This window comes from uncultured Oscillibacter sp., assembly GCF_910584465.1.
Taxonomy (GTDB): Bacteria; Bacillota; Clostridia; order Oscillospirales; family Oscillospiraceae; genus Oscillibacter.
On sequence record NZ_CAJUBK010000011.1, the window covers coordinates 1 to 21,092 of the forward strand.

The following is a 21,092-nucleotide window of genomic DNA, read 5'->3' on the forward strand; positions in this document are numbered from 1 at the left end:
GGGAGGAGACGGAGAAGCGCTATATGCACCACTACAACTTCCCCGGCTACTCCGTCGGCGAGGCCAAGCCCGCCCGCTCCCCCGGCCGCCGGGAGATCGGCCACGGCGCGCTCGCCGAGCGGGCCCTCCTGCCCGTGATCCCCGACGTGGAGACCTTCCCCTACGCCATCCGCGTGGTCAGCGAGGTGGTCAGCTCCAACGGCTCCACCTCCCAGGGCTCCGTCTGCGGGTCCACCCTGGCGCTGATGGACGCCGGCGTGCCCATCAAGGCCCCCGTGGCCGGCATCTCCTGCGGCCTGATCCAGGACGACGACGGCGGCTTCACCACCTTCATCGACATCCAGGGCGTGGAGGACTTCCACGGCGAGATGGACTTCAAGGTGGCGGGCACCAAGAAGGGCATCACCGCCATCCAGATGGACCTGAAGAACGACGGGCTGACCATGGAGATCATCAAGGACGCGCTGGAGATCACCTACGACGGGCGGTGCCAGATCCTGGACCAGATCATGCTCCCCTGCATCGCCGAGCCCCGCAAGGACGTGAGCCGGTACGCCCCCAAGATGCTGACCATGCACATCGACCCCTCTCGGATCCGGGAGGTCATCGGCTCCGGCGGCAAGGTCATCCAGAAGATCGTGGCGGACACCGGGGCGAAGATCGACATCAACGACGACGGGTCCATCTTCATCGCGGGCGTGGACGCCGCCTCCTGCGACGCGGCGAAGAAGTGCATCGACGACATCGTCTTCGTGCCCGAGATCGGCGCGCTGTACTACGGGCGCGTGGTGCGGCTGATGACCTTCGGCGCCTTCGTGGAGCTGGCCCCCGGCAAGGACGGGCTGGTCCACATCTCCAAGCTGGCGGACCACCGGATCGAGAAGGTGGAGGACGCCTGCAAGATCGGCGACATGATGTGGGTGAAGGTCACCGACATCGACGAGAAGGGCCGGGTGAACCTGAGCCACAAGGACGCCGTCCGGGAGATCCGCGCCAAGGAGGCCGCGGGCGAGCGGGCCAAATAAGGAAAAATTACCAGGGCGGGCCGTGCGGCCCGCCCCCTTTTATCCTTGCAAGGGATGGGGATCTGTGGTATGCTGTAAGGACAGGAGCGCATGAGGCTCCGGCGTGACAGGAGGGACCGAGCATGGAACGATGGATCAGGAGGATCTTATTGGTCATCACCGCGGTGGCGGCGCTGACCGTGGGCGCTTCGGCGCTGAGCGCGGAGGAGGCCGAGGCGCTGTTCACCTATACTGATTATAATTACAAGGGCGTCCCGGCGGCGGAGGTGGAGAGCTATGTCGGCTCGCCCGAAGGATCCGCGGCCTTGGATACGGTGCAGATCCCCGATGTGCTGGCCGACGGCAGGATCGTCCGGTCGATCGGGGACAACGCCTTCGACGCGGTGACGTCGCCGACGAACAACATGGTCTCGGAGCTGAAAACGATCGTGCTGCCCAACAGCATCGTCCACATCGGGCAGAACGCCTTCACCGGGGCGGAGAACCTGAACACGATCGAGATCCCCGGCGGCGTCGCCATCGACCAGTATGCGTTCCAAAACTGCAAGAACCTGCGGAAGGTCACCCTTTTGGACGCCGTGGACGAGAACGGCGAACTGAGCTTCGTCGAGACCTCGATCGGGGAGGGCGCGTTCTCGGGCTGCAGGAACCTGGTGGACCTGACGCTCCCGGGCAACCTGGAATCGATCTCGGACAGCGCGTTCTCGGGCTGCACCGAGCTGACGAAGCTCATCGTCCCGTTCAGTGTTTCCGAGATCGGCTCTCAGGCGTTCGGGGGCTGCAGGAGCCTGGAGAACGTCATCTTCCTCAGGAGAGATGTGGACATCGACAGGAGTGCCTTCGAATGGGGGGATGTGGACCTTTTCCACTGCGTGAAGGGTTCACCGACCTATAAATTCATATACGAGCAGATAGAGTGGGGGATTTATCAGGACGAAAACGAGATCCTGTCGCACATCCACGGCTTCACGGCCAGCAACGAGGACCTCACGGGGACGATCACGGGCCTGAGCGACCCCCGGTGCAGCGACTACGGCAAGGACGGCAAGGTCACGGTCAAGTTCGTCTGTGAGGGGACGAAGAAGATCGAACGGAAGACCGAGTGGGTCGAGGATCCGACGAACCCGAAAACAGACCCGACCACGGGCGAGATCATCCTGGGGCCGGATGGGAAGCCGGTATTCAACCTGACAAATAAGGAGGTCGTGACAGAGACCACCATCCCCTGCAAGTCCTTCAACAACGGCAGCTCCTTCATCCAGATCCGGGACATCTCCGCCCCCTACCACAACATGGAGGACCGGGCGGACACCGAGGCCACCTGCACGGAGCCCGCGTACAAGGGCGGGAAAGCCTGCTCGATCTGCGGGACGGTCCTGGTGGATCCCACGGCGGACGGCGATCCTTTGGGGCATGAGTATGCCAAGGACCCGGAGGACAGCACGAAGGACCGCATCGAGGAGGAGATCGTCCAGGAGCCCACCTGCTCGGAAGAGGGCATCACGGAGCGCTTCAAGACCTGTATCCGCCCCGTGGGCGATGATGGCGGAACGTGCGGGCATGTGGAGCTCATCGAGCGGGACGAGCATGTCCCCAGGACGCCCCACGAGTTCGGCTACGGCCACATGGGCAAACCGGAGACCCTGAAGGAGGCCACGTGCACGGAGGCGGGCCTCGTCGTGACCCACAGCATCTGCAAGGTCTGCGGCTTCTCCGAGGCGGATGAGTGCGGGTGGTGCGCGAAGTTCGAGGAGGCGATCGAAGAGCGGAGGGCCTCCGTGACGCTCCCCGACGGCAGCACCATCTTGAACGAGAACACGGGGACGGCCGGACAGTCTCTGGCCGGAGCGGCGCTCCCCGTGCCCTACGCGGAGGACGGGGACGAGGGAGACGGCGGGGACGAGGAAAAGCCGGATCCCTACGACGACCTGACCAAGATCGAGCAAGGGTATGTGGACCACCTGCGGGCGTACCACGGCAAGGACGCCCAGAAATTCGACGGCGACGAGAAGATCTATTGGAAGGCGGAGGTCACCGTCACCGCGAAAACGGGGCACAAGCAGCCGGATGTGGTCGAGATGGAGGTCAAGACCCCGCCGGACTGCGAGCACGAGGGCGTGGGCGTGATCGGGGCCTACCGCTGTGAGGTCTGCAAGGAGTGGATCGGCGAGCAGGAGGAAGTGCCCATCCCCGCCACGGGGCATAAATGGGTCTACGATCCCGAGTTGGATAAGATCCTCGAGCCCGCGAACTGTACGTACGGGGGCCTGAAGAACACCTACGAGGTGTGCGTGAACGAGAACTGCCCCCTGGAGGGCAAGCCCCGGCTGCTGAAGGAGAACGTGCCGATCGACCCCGATCCCCAGGGCCATAAGTGGGAGGACTTCGTGAAGGACGAGGGCTCCGAGAAGTGGGAGTTCCCCTGCAAGCCCGGCACGGCCACCGGCACCGCCACTTGCGCGGTCTGCGGTGAGTCGGAGGCCCTCACGATCGACCTGGAGCCGAAGCAGGACCACACCTGGGGCGGCTGGACGGCCAGCGAGGACGGCAAGAAGGAGAGCCGGAGCTGCACGGTCTGCGGCGAGACGCAGGAGCGGGACGCCGCCGTGCCGCCGGAGCCCGAGGACCCGGAAGATCCGGAAGATCCTGACAAGCCCGAGGAGCCCGACAAGCCGGACCCCAACGCCTCCTACACCATCACGGTGGTCCAGGGCGCGGGCGGCACGATCAAGGTCTTCCACACCAGCGCCAAGGCGGGGACCAGCGTGAGCGTCACCGTCACGCCGGACGCCGGGTATGAGCTGGACATGATCCGGGTCATCGGCAGCACGACCGCCCAGGACCTGACCGGCCGGCGGCCCAGCTTCACCATGCCGGCCTCCAACGTGAGGGTCCAGGCCAGCTTCGCCCGGATCGCCGACGAAGCGGGCTGGGGCGGGATCGTCAGCTCCGAGCGCAGCGACCCCACCCGCACGGAGGACACCGTCCCGGTGCAGATCACGTCGCCGGCGGGCGCGCCCCGGGCGGACGCGTGGACCCAGCTGTTCAGCGACGTCCCCACCAGCCACTGGGCGGCGGGCGAGATCAACTGGGCCAACCAGATGGGCTATATGGGCGGCGCCGGCGGCCGGTTCGACCCGGACGGGGGCATCACCGGACAGCAGGTCTGGATGGTCATGGCCCGGCTGATGGGGACCTATCCCGCCAGCCTGGCGGAGGCCCGGCGCTGGGCGGTGGAGACCGGCTTCGCCACCGGCAGCGACCCGGAGCGGGCGATGAGCCGGCATGAGGTGGTGACGGCCCTTTACCGCTGCGCCGTCCTGAAGGGCCGCGGGACGCGGCCCAGCGGCCTGAACCTGGCGGGCTACACGGACAGCAGCCTGGTCCCCGCCGTGGCGCGGGACGCCATGATCTGGGCCGTGGCCAACGGCATCGTCGCCGGGGACGCCAGCAACCGGCTCGATCCCACCGGCACCGTCACCCGTGCCCAGTTCGCGGTGCTCTTGTACCGGTTCAGCCAGCGCGTATAAAACAGGAGAGACGACCGATCGGGGCGGGCCAGGGAGCCCGCCCCGATCTCGCAGAGAGGAGGAGAGCATGGATACCATCGCCGCCATCGCCGCCGGGGGAGGGGCGCCCTCCGCCATCGGCGTGGTCCGGGTCTCCGGGCCGGAGTGCTTCGCCGTCTGCGGGCGGGTCTTCCGGTCCCGGGGGCCCTTCGAGGGGCTGGAGCCCCGCCGGATGGTCCTGGGGGAGGTGCTGGACGGGGCGGGGCGGGTCGTCGACCATGCCCTGGCGGTCCGCTTCCCCGGGCCTCACAGCTACACCGGGGAGGACTGCGCCGAGTTCCACTGCCATGGGTCCCCGGTGGTCCTGGGGGAGGTGCTCGCGGCGCTGTTTGCCGCCGGGGCGCGGCAGGCGGGGCCGGGGGAGTTCACGAAGCGGGCGTTCCTGAACGGCCGGATGGACCTGACCCAGGCGGAGGCCGTGATCGACCTCATCGACGCCGAGACCGCCTCCGCCGCCCGGAACGCCGCCGCCCAGCTGGACGGGGGCCTGCGCCGGAGGCTGGAGCCGGTACAGGAGGCCCTGCTGGGGATCGTGTCCCGGTTCTACGCCGTGGTGGACTACCCGGACGAGGACATCGAGGACGTGGGGCCGGAGGAGATCTCCGCCGCCCTGGGGGAGGCGGAGGGGCGTCTGACGGCCCTGCTGGGCACCTGCCGCCGGGGGCGGGTGCTGAAAAAGGGCGTACGGACGGCCATCGTGGGCCTGCCCAACGCGGGGAAGTCCTCCCTGCTGAACGCGCTGGCGGGCTATGAACGGGCCATCGTCACCGGCGTGCCGGGGACGACGCGGGACACGGTGGAGGAGAGCGTCCTGTGCGGCGGGGTGCTGCTGCGCCTCATCGACACGGCGGGCCTCCGGGAGACGGAGGACGAGGTGGAGCGGCTGGGCGTGGAGCGCTCCCGCCGGGCCATGGAGGAGGCGGAGCTGATCTTGCTGGTGTCCGACGATCTGGCGGAGCCGGGGACGCCCCGGCCCCCGGCGTACCGGGAGGACTATCGCGGGCTGCTGGGCGCGGTCGGCGGGAAGGAGACGCCCTGGATCTTCGTGGCCTCCAAGCGGGATTTGACCGGGACGTGCGCCGGGGCCCTGGGGGCCATCGGGGACCCGGGCTGGAACGGCCCCGCCGCCTTCGTCTCCGTCTCCTCCGTCACCGGCGAGGGCCTGGAGGATCTGGAGGCGGCCGTGGCGGCCCTCTTCCCCCCGGGGGGGCCGGAGGAGGCGGGGAGCCTCCTGACGGACCAGCGGCAGGAGGACGCCGCCCGCCGGGCGCGGGAGGCCGTCCGCCGGGCGCGGGAGGCCCTGGAGGGCGGCATGACCCCCGACGCCGTCCTCACCGACGCGGAGGAGGCCCTGGACGCCATCGGCGAGCTGACGGGGCGGACCGCCCGGGAGGAGATCGTGGAGCGCATCTTCTCCCGGTTCTGCGTGGGGAAGTGACGGACCGCGTCCCCTGCGTCCGCGGGGGACGATGAGACGCCTGGGGCGGCCCCTTTGGGGCCGCCCCAGGCGTCTTGGTCTCATCGGGAGGGAAGCCGCCGCGATCCGCCCGCCGGTCCCCTCAGGTCCATCCGGGGTAAAGCGCGGCGATGTACGCCTCCACGTCCTCCCGGCTCCCCTGGAAGGGGCCGGGGGATTCCATCTTCAGGGACACCAGGGCCGTGCAGTACAGCAGGGCCTCCCGGATGTCCGCCCGCTGGCGCTCGGTGATGTACCCGGCGAAGGTGGTGTCCCCGCGGCCCGTCCGGCCGGAGAGGTCCCGGGCCCGGATGGGGCAGGTGTGGACCTCCCTGCCGTCGTAGGCCAGGACCTCGGTGTTGTGGGTGATCAGCACTTCCTTCGCCCCCCACCGGTGGAGCAGCTTCGCCGCCTCCGCCCGGTCCGTCAGGCCCGTCAGGATCTCCGCCTCCGCGGCGTCGGTCTTCAGATAGTCGATGCAGGGCAGGTACTCCCGCTTCTCCGCCCAGTCGTGGAAGGCCATGGTCCTGTCCGGCTCCACGTGCCGCAGGAGGCACTGGACGTCCACCGCCACCTTGCCGCGCTCCGCCGCCCGGGCGAAGAGGGGGCCGTCGAAGTCGCCGTGGACCAGCCCGGCGAAGTGGTAGATCTTCGTCTCCACGTCCGGCAGCTCCTCGAACCGGAAGGGATCGCACACGCCCATGGACGTGCAGGCGCGCGTCTCCTTGTCGGCGGTGAAGTACTGGTTGCGGATGGAGCAGGTGGCGGAGGAGGGCTTCCAATAGAGGTCCGCGCCGGAGCCCCGGAAGCGGGCCTCCACGTCGGCGTCGGCGGGATCGAGCTTGGTGAACACGGCGGTCCGGTTCCCGCTCCTGGCGGCGGCGAAGCCGGAGGACACCACCGCGCCGCCTACCTCCCTGCGCTCGTTGCCCTGATAGTCGATGTTATGGTCCAGGGACACCGGTCCGATGACCAGGACGTCATAGGGCCCTCCCATGCGGGCCCCCTTTTCCTTTCGATCCATAGGGCCGCCCTCACGCCCGCCCGGCGGACATGGCCGGGCAGACCTCATCCAGCCAGGCGGTCAGCTCCCGGATGTCCGAGATGACGGCGTCCGGCTTCTCCGCCGCGTCCTTGACGGCCGCGTCCTTCTGCGCGGAGAGGTGGGACCCGATCTGCACCGCCTTGGCCAGGCCCGCCCGCTTGGCGCCGATGATGTCCCGGGAGATCGTGTCGCCCACGTAGACGCACTCCTCCGCCCGCACCTGCATCTGCCGCAGGGAGATGCGGAAGATCTCCGGGTGGGGCTTGCGGTAGCCGGTGACGCTGGAGACGGTCACGTCCCGCATGAAGTGCCGGATGCCGTAGTCCTCCAGCACGTTGAAGACGTTGTACAAGGAGGCGTTGTTGGACACCACCCCCAGCTTATAGCCCCGCCGCTCCAGGGACTCCAGCATCTCGGCGGCCCCGGGGCGGAGCTCCCGGTGGAAATAGGTCAGCTCCCACATGTTGGCCAGGTCCTCGGTGATGGGGAGCAGCTTCTCCCGGTCGAAACCGAAATCCTTCAGGTAAAAGTCCGGCCAGATCTCCTCCGGCTTCTTCTCCAGCCACACGGACTCGCTCCAGCTCTTATACGCCTTCAGCCCCGCCAGGACCTTCTCCTGGAACTCCGCCGGGCCGCAGCCGGGCTCTAGCCCCGCCGAGCGCAGCATGGCCTGGAGCTCCTCCATCACCGCGGCCAGGGTCGTCTCATCGTTCCAAATGTCCTCCAGGGTCCCTCCCATGTCGAACAATACGGTGTTCAGCATCCGAACGCCTCCTTTTTCCATCGTTATCCCAGGGCGCAGGACGCCCAGACTGCATTGTGATCGGACAGCTCCTCCCCCGTGAAGGCCGCCAGGGCGCTGCCCTCCGGGGCGAAGCCGCAGTCCGCCTTCCGGGTGGAGATGGTGCGGCTCTCCCCCGCCTCCACGCCGCGGACCAGCAGCCAGTCCAGCCGCAGGTCCAGGTGCCCTCCGCCGGGGAGGGGCTTGCGCCGGGTGGCCACGGCCTCGTCCGGCAGGAGGCGGTAGCCCGCCCGCTCCGCCGCCGGGAGGCAGCCCTCCCAGGAGGCCACGTCCTCCAGGCAGCGGCGCTGGAGCTCCGGGCTCCCCGCCACCGCCTGGATGGCGTCCTTGTCCCGGCCGTCGAAGGTGTTGGTGTTCAGGTCGCCGCCCAGGATCACCGGCATCCCGGGGAACATCCGCTCCGCCTCCGCCAGCACGGCCTCCAGCTGGGCCTGACGGCCCGGGCCTTGGGTCCGGTTCTCCAGGTGGATGGTCCCCACGCCCACGTGCCGCCCCGCCACGTCCAGCTCCGCCAGGACCGCCAGCCGTCCGCCGATGCGGCGCTGGCGGTCGAAGTACCAGTTGTACTGCTCCGGCAGGCGGACCGCCTTGGCCCGCAGGATGGGCCAGCGGGAGAAGATGGCGTTGCCGTGGAAGCCCTTGGGGTCCTGGCCGTTCACCAGCTCGATGAACTCCAGCCCGAAGGCCGCGTTCATCCCCAGCCGCTGCGCCAGCTCCAGCGTCGTGTCCCGTCCGCCGGAACGGACGCAGCCGTCGTCCAGCTCGTTGGCCAAGATCACGTCGAAGGGCCGGACCTGCGGGCAGGACTCCAGGAAATCCCCCAGCTCCGCCAGGCACACGCCCCGTTCCATGTTGAACACCAGCGTCCCCAGGGCCTCCGGGGCCTGCGCCGGGGCCGGGGCCAGCGCGTGGATCTCCGCCTGAGAGAACTGGGCGATCCGGGCCATGACCTCCTCCTGGGAGGTCTCGTCCAGCAGCGCCCCCAGGCGCTGCCGCTCTTCATTGGGCAGTCCCTTCATCGTGGTCCGCCTCCTCTTTTTTGATACAGGTGGACCGCACCACCAGCTCCGGCTGGAGCAGGTCCACCGTCCGCCCTTGGTTCCCCCGGATCTGCTCCAGCAGCCGGGCCACCGCGATCTCCCCCGCCCGGAACTTCCGCTGGGACACGGTGGTCAGGTCGATCCGGGGCAGGGCCGCGAAGGAGATGTTGTCGTATCCCAGCAGCGACACGTCCCGGGGGACGCGGATGCCCCGCTCCTCCGCCGCCTCCATGATCTTCAGGGCCGTGATGTCGGAGAAGGCGAAGATCGCGTCCGGCACCGGGCCGGACCGGAACAGCGCCAGCGCCCGCTCATAGCTCCACTGGCGCAGCTGCCGCACGTCGCCCACCGCCGCCAGCTCCCGGCCCGGCAGGCCCCGCTCGGCCATGGCCTGGTAGAAGCCCTTGATGCGCAGCTCCCGGGTGCGGGAGGTGTCCCGCCCGCCGAAGAACAGGATGTCCCGGTGGCCCAGGCTCAGGAGGTAGCGGGTGGCCTCATAGGCCCCGGCGGTGTTGTCCGACATGACGTAGCTGCACGCCTCGCTGTGGTTCACGCCGATGTACACGCAGGGGAGCCCGCGGATCAGCGCCCCATGGCGGGCCTGGGACTGGGGGGAGATCGCCGCCACCAGCAGCCCGTCGATCTGCCGGGCCAGGAACTGGTCGATGGCCCGGATCTCCTGCTCCTCACTGCGCATGGAGTTGCTCAGCAGGAGCCGGTAGCCCTCCTGCGCGGCCCGCCGCTCGATGGCGGTGGCCATGCCGGAGAAATAGGGGTTGGACACGTCCGGCACGACCATGCCGATGACGTTGGTCCGCCGCCCCGTCAGGCCCCTGGCGGCGGCGTTGGGGACGTAGCCCAGGCGGCGGCATGCCGCCCGGACCTTCTCCTTGGTCTCGCCGCTGATCTCGGGCCGGTCGTCCAGGGCGCGGGACACCGTGGCGGCGCTGACCCCCGCCAGGGCCGCCACGTCTTTAATCGTCGCTCTCTTCATCGCCGTCATCCATGTAGAAGAGCATGGCCTCCTCTTCCTCGGAGCGGGCGGAGCCGGGCCCGCCGGACGCTGCCGGGCCGGGCAGGGCCTCCTCCGGCGGAGGGGCCTCCGCCTCCGGGGCCCCCGGGGCCGGGGCTCCCGCCGCGTCCTGGGCGGGGGGCCGGACCGCCTCCGTCCGTTGGGCCGGTCCCCGCTCCGGTCCCGCGGCCTCTTTGGCGGCCGCCTCCATCAGCTCCTGCCGGACGGTCTTGCGGCGCCGCGGGGCCTTGGGGCGGAGCTTCCAGTAAAGGGGCCAGGCCACGGCGTTGCCCACCAGCACCGGGGCCGCGCCGTACAGGCCGATCAGGCGGAGCATCAGGCCCCGCTCCTCCCCCTCCAGCATCAGCGCGGCGGCGCAGAACATCCCCAGCACCACCGCTAGGCCGGCGAAGCCCAGGGGGGCCACCCGTTTGTCCTCCAGCAGGAAGAGCAGGCAGCACACCGCCGTCCCCGCCAGGGCGATGATGGCGCCGTGGGCGGCCGTGGACGCCGCCGGGCTGCCCAGCCGCACGTGTTCGTAAAGCGGCTCCGCCAGGACGGCGTACAGCAGGGCGAAGACGCCCAGGTACAGCAGGGCCGCGCCGAAGGCCGCCAGGGCCAGGGGGCTCTTCCTGCGGTTTTGTTTGTCGATGAACAGGCTCATAGGCGCTCCTCTCCGGGGCCGGGCGCGGACGGCCCGCTCCCCCTCCGCACATCATGGACGTCCGGAGGGCGGGACACGGCGCCGCGGGGCCATGTCGGAAAAAAGCGGCGGGCGGACGTCCGCCCGCCGCTCCCCGCCCCGATCGGGGCAGGAAGGGGACCGCGCTCCCGCTCAGCCCAGCTGCTGCCAGAAGTCGCGGACGGTGTTGTAGTTGTAGTAGATCTCCGTGGCGTCGAAGGGGGCCACGTTGATCTCCTCGAAGGGCGTGGAGCCCTCGGCCGGGGCCAGGTCGTCGCGGACCGGCCAGCCGCCCAGCGTGTTGAAGGGCTTATAGCCGCCGATGTCGCCGTCCACGCCGCCCATCATGAAGCGGACCAGGAGCTTGGCGGCGGAGGGGTGCTCGCTGCCCTCCACGATGTACAGGGTGTTGACGGCGGGGATGCCGGTGTCGGGCTCCAGGTTCACGGGGGCGAACAGCCAGCCGTTCTCCTCCGCCTTGCGGAGCTTGGAAGAGGCGCAGAAGCCCACCGGGGGATCGGACTGGCCGGGCGTGCCGACGGACTCGGCGATCTCGTCGGAAGAGGCGGTGAAGATGGGGGCGTTGGCGTGCAGGCGCTTCAGGAACTCGTAGCCCGCGTTCTCGCAGCCGTCGGAGAGGGTCAGCTCTTCGCCGTAGAGGGCCTTATAGGCGTCGGCCAGGCGCTGGGGCTCCTCGCCCACGCAGAAGCCGGCGATCCAGGAGCCCCAGGCCAGGTTGTCCAGGGGGTTCTGCATCATGATCTTGCCCTTCCACTGGGGCTCGGTGAGCTGCCAGAGGTTGGTGATGGGGGAGCCGTCGGGATAGACCTCGGTGTTGTAGAAGAGCTGGGTCAGCTCGATGTACAGCGGGGTGGCGGTCTCCGTGTAGCTGGGGTCGATGTGGGAGAAGATGTCGGCGGGCTTGAAGTTGTAGAAGATCTTGTTGGCCACGTACTCCAGGTACATGGAGCCGTCCTGGTCCTTGATGTGGACCACGTCGGCGGTGGGGGCGCCGGCCTCATACTCCTTGGTCACCTTCTCCAGCAGGTCGTTGGTGGAGATGTCGAAGGGGACGCACTCCAGGCCGGGATACTTCTCCATGAAGGCGTCGGCGACCTTGGTGCAGCGGGAGGAGATGGAATACAGGGTGACGGTGGCGCCCTCCTCTAGGGCCTTCTGATACAGTTCCTCGTCGGTCTCGTCGGTGTTGTAGATGCCGGAGCTCTGCTCCCACTCCGTCAGGTCGCTGCTGCCGGTGTCCGCGGGGGCGGTCTGGCCGGCGTCGCCGCCGCCGGAGGGCTGGGCGTCTCCGCCGGAGCTGTTCCCGCCGCTGCCGCTGCCGCCGCCGCAGGCGGCCAGGCTCAGCAGCATCACCAGGGCCAGCAGGCACGCCAGGATGTTCTTGCGCTTCAACATAGTTCTTTTCCTCCTTAAGATCCTTCCTTGTTCTTTCCGGATATCGAAGCGGCTCCCGCCGCAGGGGCACGGGTTCACACGCAGTACTTGATCAGGTTCTCGCTGGCGGTGTCGAAGACGTTGATCTTCTTCGGGTCGAAGCCCAGGAAGACCTTCTCGTCGCTGCCGTAGTGGGTGGAGCCCAGCTCCTTCACCGTCACCAGCTCCTTGCCCACCCGGACGGTGACCAGGGTCTCGGACCCGGCGGGCATGCCGGAATAGACGCGGGCTTCCACGCGGTGCTTGTCGTCCTGGACCTTGCTGATGGTCACCTGCTCGGGCCGCAGGCCCAGGGTCACCTCCACCGCGCCGCTCTTGGGGGCCTCGGGGGTCATGTCGGCGCGGTCGAAGCTCTGCTGGCCCATGACGCTGTCCACGGTCATGCCCGCGGCGTCCGCCTTGGCGGAGCCCTTGATGAAGTTGATGCTGGGGTTGCCGATGAAGTCGGCGGTGTAAAGGTTGCAGGGGTTGTCGTACAGCTCCAGGGGCGGGGCCACCTGGACCAGCTCGCCCTTGCGGTAGAGGGCGATGCGGGTGGACATGGTCAGGGCCTCCACCTGGTCGTGGGTGACGTAGATGATGGTGGTGCCGGTCTCGTGGTGGAGGCGCTTGAGCTCGGAGCGCATGTCCACGCGGAGCTTGGCGTCCAGGTTGGACAGGGGCTCGTCCAAAAGGAGCAGCCGGGGCTCGGACACGATGGCCCGGGCGATGGCGACGCGCTGCTGCTGGCCGCCGGAGAGCTCGGTGGGATAGCGCTTGGCGTACTCGCCGATCTGCATCCGCTCCAGGGCGCTGGCCACCTTCTTCTCGATGACGTCGGAGGGCTCCTTGCGGATCTTCAGGCCGAAGGAGACGTTGTCGAACACCGTCATGTGGGGCCACAGGGCGTAGGACTGGAAGACCAGGTTCAGATCGCGCTTGCTGGGCGGGGCGAACATGGCCTCCGCCGCGTTGACGATCTCTTTGCCGTCCATGTGGATGAAGCCGTTCTGGGGCTTCTCCAGGCCGGAGACCACGCGCAGCGTGGTGGTCTTGCCGCAGCCGGAGGGGCCCAGCAGGGTCATGAAGTCGCCGTCCTCGATGGTCAGGTTCAGGTCCTTCAGGACGTGGTTCTTGCCGTAAAATTTATCGACGTTGGTCAAAACGATCTTGCTCATGTCGTTCCGTCTCCTTTCTCTCAGCCCGCCATGCTCTTGGCGAGGTCGGCGTCTCCGAAGATGTTGGCCAGCGCGTACACCAAGAACACGATGGAGAACATCACGATGGCCACGCAGTCGGACGCCTGGGGGCAGTTCTGGTTCTGGTACTGGAAGGCCAGATAGGGCAGCGTGGAGGTGGTGGGCGTCATGATCAGGATGATCAGGTCCAGCTCCTTCATGATGGAGACGAAGATCAGCATGAAGCCGGAGATGAAGCCGCCCTTGGACAGGGGGAACACGATCTTGACGAAGCGCTGGAAGAAGCCCGCGCCCTCGATGGCGGCGGCCTCCTCCAGTTCGCCGCTGATCTGCATCATGTTGCTGGTGCCCGCGCGGGAGGCGAAGGGCAGGTGCTTCACGACGGAGGTCAGGGTCAGCAGGGCGAAGGTGCCGTACAGCGCCGGGACCAGCGTGACGCCGAAGAGGGTCTGGTCCTTGGCGAACATGCTCAGGTAGATGCCGCCGAAGGCCACGGAGGGGATCAGGTAGGGGATGAACACCAGCTGTTCCACCAGGCGGCCGTGGAGCGTGCCCCGGCCCTTGGCGCAGATGTAGCCCAGCATCTGGCCGAAGATGGTGCCGAAGACGCCGTTGACGAAGGTGAGCTTCAGGGAGTTCCACAGCGAGAGCTTGAAGTTGCTGTTCTTGAAGATGCCGGGGACGCCCTCCATGATGTTGGGGTTCCCCTCGCCGATCCAGTAGTACAGCGTGAAGTTCTCCAGGGAGTAGGTGCCCTCCGTCAGCATGCAGCTCTCCACGATCAGGATGATCACCGGCATGATGATGCCGACGATGAAGAAGACGATGAGGATCAGCGTGATCAGGGGCTTCCAGCCGCCCAGGCCGATGGGGGTGGACCGCCCGCCCTTGCCGCCGATGGTGGCATAGGACTTGCGGGAGCCGATCAGCTTCTGGTTGATGAAGACGGACAGCGAGGCGATGCAGATCATCAAGATCGCCATGGCGAAGGCCGTCTGGGTGTTCTGGGAACGGTTGTTGGAGTACAGCTCACTGGACAGGGTCCGGAAGTTCACCGGGGAGCCCAGGTAGTTGATGGTGCCGAAGGTGCCGATCGCCTTGGAGAAGGTCAGGATGACCGCCGAGAGCATGGCGGGCAGCACCAGGGGGAGGGTGATCCTGCGGAGGATCAGGCTCTTGCTGGCGCCCTGGATCTCGCCCATCTCCTCCAGCTCGGAGTTGATGGAGTTCAGCGCCGCGGAGACCAGCAGGTATGTATAGGCGTAATAGTGCAGGCTCAGCACGATGATGACGGCGATCTGCCCGTAGGCGATGGGGCCCAGGGCGGCCTCGATGGCGTCGGTGGACATGCCCAGGTCGAGCATGATGGAGGCCACGAAGCCCGGCGCGCCGCCGACCCGGGGCGTCTTGAACATGGACAGCCATGCCTGGGACTTCACCCAGGAGGGGATCATATAAGGGATGATCACCGCCAGGGAGAAGAAGGGCTTGAACGGGAGGTCCGACCGGACCATCAGCCAGGCCAGCACGGAGCCCAGGGCGATGGCGCAGATGGACACGCCGGCGCCGATGACCAGGGAGTTCAGCAGCGGCTGGACCAGCAGCTTCATGGTCAGGTCGCTGGCCAGCAGCCGCTGCCAGTAGTAGAAGGTGAATTCCCCGGCCACGCCGCCGGGGACGGAGCGCAGGTCCCGCTGGGCCAGGTGGAAGGTGGTGGACAGCATGTCCACCAGCGGGAAGACGATCAGATACGTCAGGAGGACGATGGCGATGAGGACGATGACATTGTAGGGGTTCGTCACCACTTCCCGGATCTGGTTCTTCAGCCGCCTGGACTTGGAATAGCTCTGCTCATTCGGTCTCATCTCAAACAGGCAACCTCTCTTTCTCCTTGGGTGGGAGAGCGGTCTTCCCGCTCCCGTTTATGCAAACGTTTCCGGCTTTCTGGAGATAGGATACCATTTCCTTCCGTATCCTGTCAAGACGCTTTCGGATTTTCCACGAATACGTGCATGGGCCCTCCTCTTTTTTATCGGGTTTGCACAATGCCAAGGGGGTGCATCCTCTGCTATAATAAGGACGGGGAAACCCTGTATCCGCCTCTAAAAGAGGACGCATCCCCCGGACCGCCGGAAGGGCTCCCGGCGCGCCGCCCCGGCCGCGCGCCGCTTCCCCCGCCCCGCCGCCGCTCTCCCGTCCCGGCCGGCCGGGCGATCGCAAACGTTACCAAAACCGTCTGTTTTCTTTCGAAGGATGAGGAGGGAACCTTATGCAGCGCGTCACGATCAAAGACATCGCCCGCCTTGCCGGAGTCTCCGTCACCACCGTCTCCCGCGCCCTGAACGACGCCCCGGAGATCCACAGCGAGACCCGGGAGCGGGTCCTGCGCGTCTGCCGCCAGCAGGGCTACCGCGCCAACCTCCTGGCGAGGAGCCTCAGCTCCAGCCGCTCCCGCCTGCTGGGCCTCGCCGTCCCGGACATGACCAACCCCTTCCACGCCGCCCTGGTCCTGAACATCGAGCTCTCCGCCCAGGAGGCGGGCTACCAGCTCATGTTCTGCTCCAGCCGGCTGGAGGACGGGCCCCTGGAGGATCTGTTCGACTTCCTCTACAGCCAGCGGGTGGACGGCATCCTCCTCAGCAGCGCCGACGACCGGGCCTATGCCCTGGCCCGCCGGTGCATGGGGAACGTCCCCTGCGTCCTCCTGGGCGCCTGCGCGCCGGAGGGGTCCCCCCTCCGGGCCAACACCGTCAGCGTGGACAACTACGCCGGGGGCCGGATGGCGGCGGGATACCTCCACGATCTGGGCCACCGGGACGTGGTGTACCTGGGCCACCGCAGCGGCAGCACCACCCATGACCTGCGCCGCCGGGGGTTCCTCTCCGCCGCTGCCGAGCTGGGCATGACCGTGGAGACCATCCCCAGCCCCTCCCCCGCCTCCACCATCGAGAGCGGGTGTGCCCTGGCCCGGGAGCTGCTCTCCAGGCCCTTCTCCCAGACCGCCGTGTTCGCCGTCTCCGACGCCGTGGCCCTGGGCTTCATCCAGGTGGCGGACGAGCTGGGCGTGGCCATCCCGGAGCGGCTGTCCGTCCTGGGCTTCGACGGCATCGAATACGCCGCCCTGCCCAACATCCGCCTGACGACCCTCTCCCAGAACACGCCCCGGCTGGCCCAGGCCGCCGTCCGGCTGCTGCTGGAGCTCATCGAGCGGGGCGACCAGGGGGAGTACACCAGGAAGCTGATCACGCCCGCGGTGGTCCAGCGGGCCACCTGCCGCCCGATCGGATAGGCCGGGGCGGGTCCCCGGCGCATTTTCCCTGTGGATCGTCCTTGTATTTTCCCGGGGGATATCGTATGATAAGAGCAGAGCCATTCGAAGGCCCGGCAGCCCGCCGCCCGGCGGGACGATCATACATAGAGGAGGTCATCTCATGGAAGGAAAGAGAATGTGGAAGGTCACGGTGGACGGGGAGCCCCGCACCTACCCCCACGGGACGCCCTACCGGACCATCGCGGCGGACTTCCAGGACCGGCATCCCTGCGACATCCTGCTGGTCAACCGGGACGGGAAGCTCTGCGAGCTCCACAAGGTCCTGGACCGGGACTGCTCGCTGAAGATGGTCACCGCCCAGGACAAGCCCGGCATCCAGACCTATGAGCGCAGCGCGGTCTTCCTGATGCTCAAGGCGTTCTACGATGTGGTCGGCCGGGAGGCCGTGGAGCGCATCTCCGTGGAGTACTCCCTCAGCAGCGCCCTCTTCATCCTGGCCCGGGGCAGCTTCACGCTGGACCAGGCCCTGCTGGACCGGGTGGAGGCCCGGATGCGGGAGCTGTCCGGACAGGCCCTGCCCATCGAGAAGCGGGCCCTCAGCACCGACGACGCCATCGAGCTGTTCGAGGAGGCCCGGCTGGTCCACAAGGCCCAGCTCTTCCGCTTCCGGATCAACTCCCACGTCAACGTCTACTCCCTGGACGGCTTCGTGGACTATTTCTACGGCTATATGGCGCCGGACACCGGGTATATCAAGTGCTTCGGGCTGGAGCTGTTCGAGAACGGCTTCGTCCTGCGCCTGCCCACGCAGAAAGACCCCCACCATCTGGGGGACTTCCGCCCCTCCAGGAAGGTCTTCCGGGAGCTTTACGAGTCCACGCTGCGCTCCGAGGCGCTGAACGCCTCCAACGTGGCGGAGCTGAACACCACCATCTCCCAGGCCAGCGCCACGCCGCTGATCCTGGCCCACGAGGCCATGATGGAGAAGAAGATCGGCGACATCGCCGCCGAGATCGCCTCCCGGAGGGACGTCCGCTTCGTGATGATCGCGGGGCCCTCCTCCTCCGGCAAGACCACCTTCTCCCACCGGCTGTCCACCCAGCTCCGGGCCTGCGGCCTGCGGCCCCACGCCATCGCCACGGACAACTATTTCGTGAACCGGGACAAGACCCCCCGGGACGCGGACGGCAACTACGACTTCGAGGGCCTGGGGGCCATGGACGTGGAGCAGTTCAACATCGACATGGGCCGGCTGCTGAAGGGCGAGACCGTGGAGATGCCCACCTACAACTTCAAGAAGGGTGCCCGGGAGTACAACGGGAACTTCCTCCGCCTGGGGGAGAACGACGTGCTGGTCATCGAGGGCATCCACTGCCTCAACGACAAGTTCACCTATTCCCTGCCCAAGGAGAGCAAGTACCGGATCTATATCAGCTGCCTCACCACGCTGAACATCGACGACCATAACCGCATCCCCACCACGGACGCCCGCCTCCTGCGGCGCATCGAGCGGGACGCCCGGACCCGGGGCTACAGCGCCCAGGCCACCATCAAGATGTGGCCCTCCGTCCGCCGGGGGGAGGAGGAGAACATCTTCCCCTTCCAGGACAGCGCGGACATGATCTTCAACTCCGCCCTGATCTATGAGACGGCGCTGCTGAAGCCCTATGTCCAGCCCCTGCTCTTCGGCGTCCCGCGGGACAGCGAGGAGTATATCGAGGCCAAGCGGCTGCTGAAGTTCTTGAACTATTTCCTGCCCATCCCGGCGGATGACGTCCCCAAGACCTCCCTCATGCGGGAGTTCATCGGCGGGGGCTGCTACCACGTCTGACCCGGCCGCCGGCGCGGGGCCTGCCCGGCGCGGCGGGATCTGGGACCATGGGATGAGGACAGGCCCGGCGGAGGGATCCCCGCCGGGCCTGTCTTCGTATGCGGCCCCGGGGCAGGGGCCGGCCGTCCCGGCCGGATGTGTTTCCCGATCCCTCAAAATATGGTTTACAAAACCGCGTCTTGGTGTTACAATGACCATGACCGAGCCGCCCGGCCCGCCGGGCGGCCAGGGGACGTACTGCCAATCAGAAAGGACGACCCATGAACGATTTGACCGATCTCCGGGCCCGCCTCCGGGAGCAGCGGCCTGTGGACTGGGACCAGCTCCCCGATTTCGCCCTGTATATGGACCAGGTCCTCTCCTACATGGACCGGCAGGTCCTGCGCTTCGACGGGGACGACGGCCTCACCGCCGCCATGGTGAACAACTACACCAAGAGCGGCCTGGCCCCCCGGGCCGAGGGGAAGAAATACGGGCGGGAGCACCTGGCCTACTTCACCGCGATCTGCGTGCTGAAGCGGGTCATGTCCACCCGGGACATGGACCTGCTCATCCGGCAGGAGCTCCAGGGCGGCCGCCCGGTCCGGGAGGGCTATACGGCCTTCCGGGAGAGCCTGGACAAGGCGCTGAACATCACCGCCGACGAGTTGGACGCCCTGGCGGGGGACGGGGAGCTGGACGACGACGCCCTGGCGGACGCCGCCATCCACTTCGCCCTGCTGAGCTACGCCGCCGGCGTGGCCGGGAGCCGCTGCGTGGCCCTGCTCCGGGAGCGGGAGGGCCCTGCCCCCGTCAAGGGGAAAAAAGAAAAGGAGCGTGACTGAACCCCTATGTCTGGATTTGTCATCATGACTGACAGCTGCTGCGACCTGAGCGCGGAGATGGCGGCGGAGCTGGGCCTGGAGGTCCTGCCCCTGCGGATGGAGATGGCGGGGAAGGAGTACCGGAACTTCCTGGACGGCCGGGAGATCGGCTGCCGGGAGTTTTACGGCCGGGTCCGGGGCGGCGAGATGCCCGTCACCTCGGCGGTGAACGTGTGGGAGTTCGACGCCGCTATGCGCCCCATCCTGGAGGCGGGGGAGGACATCCTCTGCATCTGCTTCTCCTCCGCCCTCTCCACAACCTACCAATCCGCCGTCATCGCCGCCAAGGAGCTGGGAGAGGCGTTCCCGGAGCGGGAGATCCTGGTGGTGGACAGCCTCTGCGCCTCCATGGGGCAGGGGATGCTGCTCTGGCTCTGCGCCCGGGAGAAGGAGAAGGGGAAGAGCCTGCGGGAGGTCTGGGACTTCGCGGAGGGGGCCAAGGCCAACATCTGCCACTGGTTCACCGTGGACGACCTGAACCACCTGAAGCGGGGCGGCCGGGTCAGCGCCGCGGCGGCGCTGTTCGGGACCATGCTGTCCGTGAAGCCCGTGCTCCATGTGGACGACGAGGGCCGGCTGATCCCCATGGAGAAGTGCCGGGGGCGGAAGGCCGCCTTGCAGGCCCTGGCGGACCATATGGAGAAGGACGCCGTGGATCCGGAGGACTATCCGGTCTTCATCAGCCACGGGGACTGCCTGGAGGAGGCGGAGGCCCTGGCGGAGGAGCTCCGGCGCCGCCTGGGGGTGAAGGAGGTCTTCATCAACTATGTGGGCCCCGTCATCGGGAGCCATACCGGGGCGGGCGTCATGGCGCTGTTCTTCGTCGGCAGGAGCCGGTGAGCGCGATAGGGAGGCGGTTTTCGAGATGCGCTGGTCAGAGATACACATCGACACGAACCACGCCGGGCTGGAGACGGTCCAGGCGATGCTGTCCGGGCTGGGCGTGGACGGCGTGGTGATCGAGGACGAGGAGGAGTTCCGGGGGTTCCTGGAGGACAACCGGGACTACTGGGATTACGTGGACGAGGAGCTGGACGCCTATATGTCCGGGCGGTCCCGGATCACCTTCTACCTGGAGGCCAAGGAGGCGGGCTTCGCCAAGATGGCGCAGGTACGCATGGCCCTGGAGGAGCTGAAACAGGAGGGCCGGGACCTGGGGACGCTGCTGATGACCCTGGAGGACGTGGAGGACGCCGACTGGGAGGACAACTGGAAGCAGTATTACAAGCCCATGGAGGTCGGGGAGCGGCTGATGATCGTCCCCCAGTGGGAAGAGGCGGACCCCGGGGACCGGGTGGCAGTGTACCTGGACCCCGGCCTGACCTTCGGTACCGGGGCCCACGCCACCACCCGGCTGTGCCTGACGGCCCTGGAGGGCCTGATCCGGGGCGGCGAGCGGGTGCTGGACCTGGGCTGCGGCAGCGGGATCTTGTCCGTGGCCGCCCTGCGGCTGGGGGCGGGGTCCGCCGTGGCGGTGGACATCGACGACAAGTGCCGGGACGCCGCCGCGGAGAACGCCGGGCTCAACGGCATCGGCCCGAAGGAGCTGACGGTCCTCGTGGGGGACGTGCTGACGGACGAGGGCGTGGCGGAGGCGGTGGGCGGGGGCTATGACGTGGTGCTGGCCAACATCGTGGCGGACGTCATCATCGCCCTGGCGCCCCGGGTCCGGGGGCTTTTGAACGAGGGCGGGACCTTCCTCTGCTCCGGCATCATCGAGGGCCGGGTGGACGAGGTGCAGGCCGCCCTCACCGCCGCCGGGCTGGACGTCCGGGAGCGGCGGGAGGACAACGGCTGGTACGCCTTCACCTGCGGATGGAGCGGATAAAAAGATCGGCGCCGGGAGCAAAGCTCCCGGCGCTC

General features: G+C 67.8%; 16 protein-coding genes. 8 read left to right on the forward strand and 8 right to left on the reverse strand.

Going from position 1 to position 21,092, the window contains the following annotated elements:
• The 3 genes from QZ332_RS04625 to mnmE all read left to right on the forward strand — a co-directional run.
• The coding region (locus QZ332_RS04625) for a polyribonucleotide nucleotidyltransferase (RefSeq protein ID WP_295762954.1) at positions 1 to 1,025 on the forward strand (1,025 nt) is incomplete at its 5' end.
• Positions 1,026 to 1,147: 122 nt separating this feature from the next.
• Positions 1,148 to 4,555: a leucine-rich repeat protein gene (locus QZ332_RS04630; protein ID WP_295762957.1), complete on the forward strand. Its 3,408-nt coding sequence runs from the start codon at positions 1,148 to 1,150 to the stop codon at positions 4,553 to 4,555.
• Between the two features lie 67 nt (positions 4,556 to 4,622).
• The gene (mnmE, locus tag QZ332_RS04635; RefSeq protein ID WP_295762959.1) at positions 4,623 to 6,032 is read left to right on the forward strand and encodes a tRNA uridine-5-carboxymethylaminomethyl(34) synthesis GTPase MnmE; all 1,410 of its coding nucleotides are present in this window, start codon (positions 4,623 to 4,625) and stop codon (positions 6,030 to 6,032) included.
• A 121-nt stretch (positions 6,033 to 6,153) separates the two neighbouring features.
• On the opposite strand, the gene QZ332_RS04640 is transcribed toward mnmE, so the two are convergent.
• From QZ332_RS04640 to QZ332_RS04675, 8 genes are all read right to left on the reverse strand, one after another.
• Positions 6,154 to 7,074 carry a PfkB family carbohydrate kinase gene (locus QZ332_RS04640; RefSeq protein WP_295762962.1) on the reverse strand — a complete coding sequence of 307 codons (921 nt, stop codon included), beginning with the start codon at positions 7,072 to 7,074 and terminating at the stop codon, positions 6,154 to 6,156.
• Between the two features lie 10 nt (positions 7,075 to 7,084).
• A complete protein-coding gene (locus tag QZ332_RS04645; protein ID WP_295762965.1) occupies positions 7,085 to 7,858 on the reverse strand; it encodes an HAD family hydrolase in 774 nt (257 codons plus the stop codon).
• Between the two features lie 23 nt (positions 7,859 to 7,881).
• Positions 7,882 to 8,916, reverse strand: coding sequence for an endonuclease/exonuclease/phosphatase family protein (locus tag QZ332_RS04650; protein WP_295762968.1), 1,035 nt, complete (start codon positions 8,914 to 8,916; stop codon positions 7,882 to 7,884).
• Positions 8,897 to 9,931 carry a LacI family DNA-binding transcriptional regulator gene (locus tag QZ332_RS04655; RefSeq protein WP_295762971.1) on the reverse strand — a complete coding sequence of 345 codons (1,035 nt, stop codon included), beginning with the start codon at positions 9,929 to 9,931 and terminating at the stop codon, positions 8,897 to 8,899. The genes QZ332_RS04650 and QZ332_RS04655 overlap by 20 nt, the downstream gene beginning before the upstream one ends.
• Positions 9,912 to 10,613 (reverse strand): hypothetical protein, encoded by a 702-nt coding sequence (locus tag QZ332_RS04660; protein ID WP_295762974.1) that lies wholly within the window; start codon positions 10,611 to 10,613, stop codon positions 9,912 to 9,914. Before QZ332_RS04660 ends, QZ332_RS04655 begins: the two co-directional genes overlap by 20 nt.
• Before the next feature lie 171 nt (positions 10,614 to 10,784).
• A complete protein-coding gene (locus tag QZ332_RS04665; RefSeq protein WP_295762976.1) occupies positions 10,785 to 12,047 on the reverse strand; it encodes an ABC transporter substrate-binding protein in 1,263 nt (420 codons plus the stop codon).
• A 74-nt stretch (positions 12,048 to 12,121) separates the two neighbouring features.
• Positions 12,122 to 13,243 carry an ABC transporter ATP-binding protein gene (locus tag QZ332_RS04670; protein WP_295762978.1) on the reverse strand — a complete coding sequence of 374 codons (1,122 nt, stop codon included), beginning with the start codon at positions 13,241 to 13,243 and terminating at the stop codon, positions 12,122 to 12,124.
• A 20-nt stretch (positions 13,244 to 13,263) separates the two neighbouring features.
• The gene (locus tag QZ332_RS04675) at positions 13,264 to 15,129 is read right to left on the reverse strand and encodes an iron ABC transporter permease (protein WP_295762981.1); all 1,866 of its coding nucleotides are present in this window, start codon (positions 15,127 to 15,129) and stop codon (positions 13,264 to 13,266) included.
• A 404-nt stretch (positions 15,130 to 15,533) separates the two neighbouring features.
• On the opposite strand from QZ332_RS04675, the gene QZ332_RS04680 reads away from it, so the two are divergent.
• From QZ332_RS04680 to prmA, 5 genes are all read left to right on the forward strand, one after another.
• A complete protein-coding gene (locus QZ332_RS04680) occupies positions 15,534 to 16,553 on the forward strand; it encodes a LacI family DNA-binding transcriptional regulator (protein ID WP_295762983.1) in 1,020 nt (339 codons plus the stop codon).
• 142 nt (positions 16,554 to 16,695) lie between these two features.
• Positions 16,696 to 18,366: a nucleoside kinase gene (locus QZ332_RS04685; RefSeq protein ID WP_367116649.1), complete on the forward strand. Its 1,671-nt coding sequence runs from the start codon at positions 16,696 to 16,698 to the stop codon at positions 18,364 to 18,366.
• 260 nt (positions 18,367 to 18,626) lie between these two features.
• A complete protein-coding gene (locus QZ332_RS04690; protein ID WP_295762985.1) occupies positions 18,627 to 19,190 on the forward strand; it encodes a DUF1836 domain-containing protein in 564 nt (187 codons plus the stop codon).
• A 6-nt stretch (positions 19,191 to 19,196) separates the two neighbouring features.
• Positions 19,197 to 20,069, forward strand: coding sequence for a DegV family protein (locus QZ332_RS04695; protein WP_295762987.1), 873 nt, complete (start codon positions 19,197 to 19,199; stop codon positions 20,067 to 20,069).
• A gap of 25 nt (positions 20,070 to 20,094) precedes the next feature.
• Entirely contained in the window at positions 20,095 to 21,057 is a 963-nt protein-coding gene (prmA, locus tag QZ332_RS04700) for a 50S ribosomal protein L11 methyltransferase (RefSeq protein WP_295762989.1), read from the forward strand.
• Positions 21,058 to 21,092: the final 35 nt, after the last annotated feature.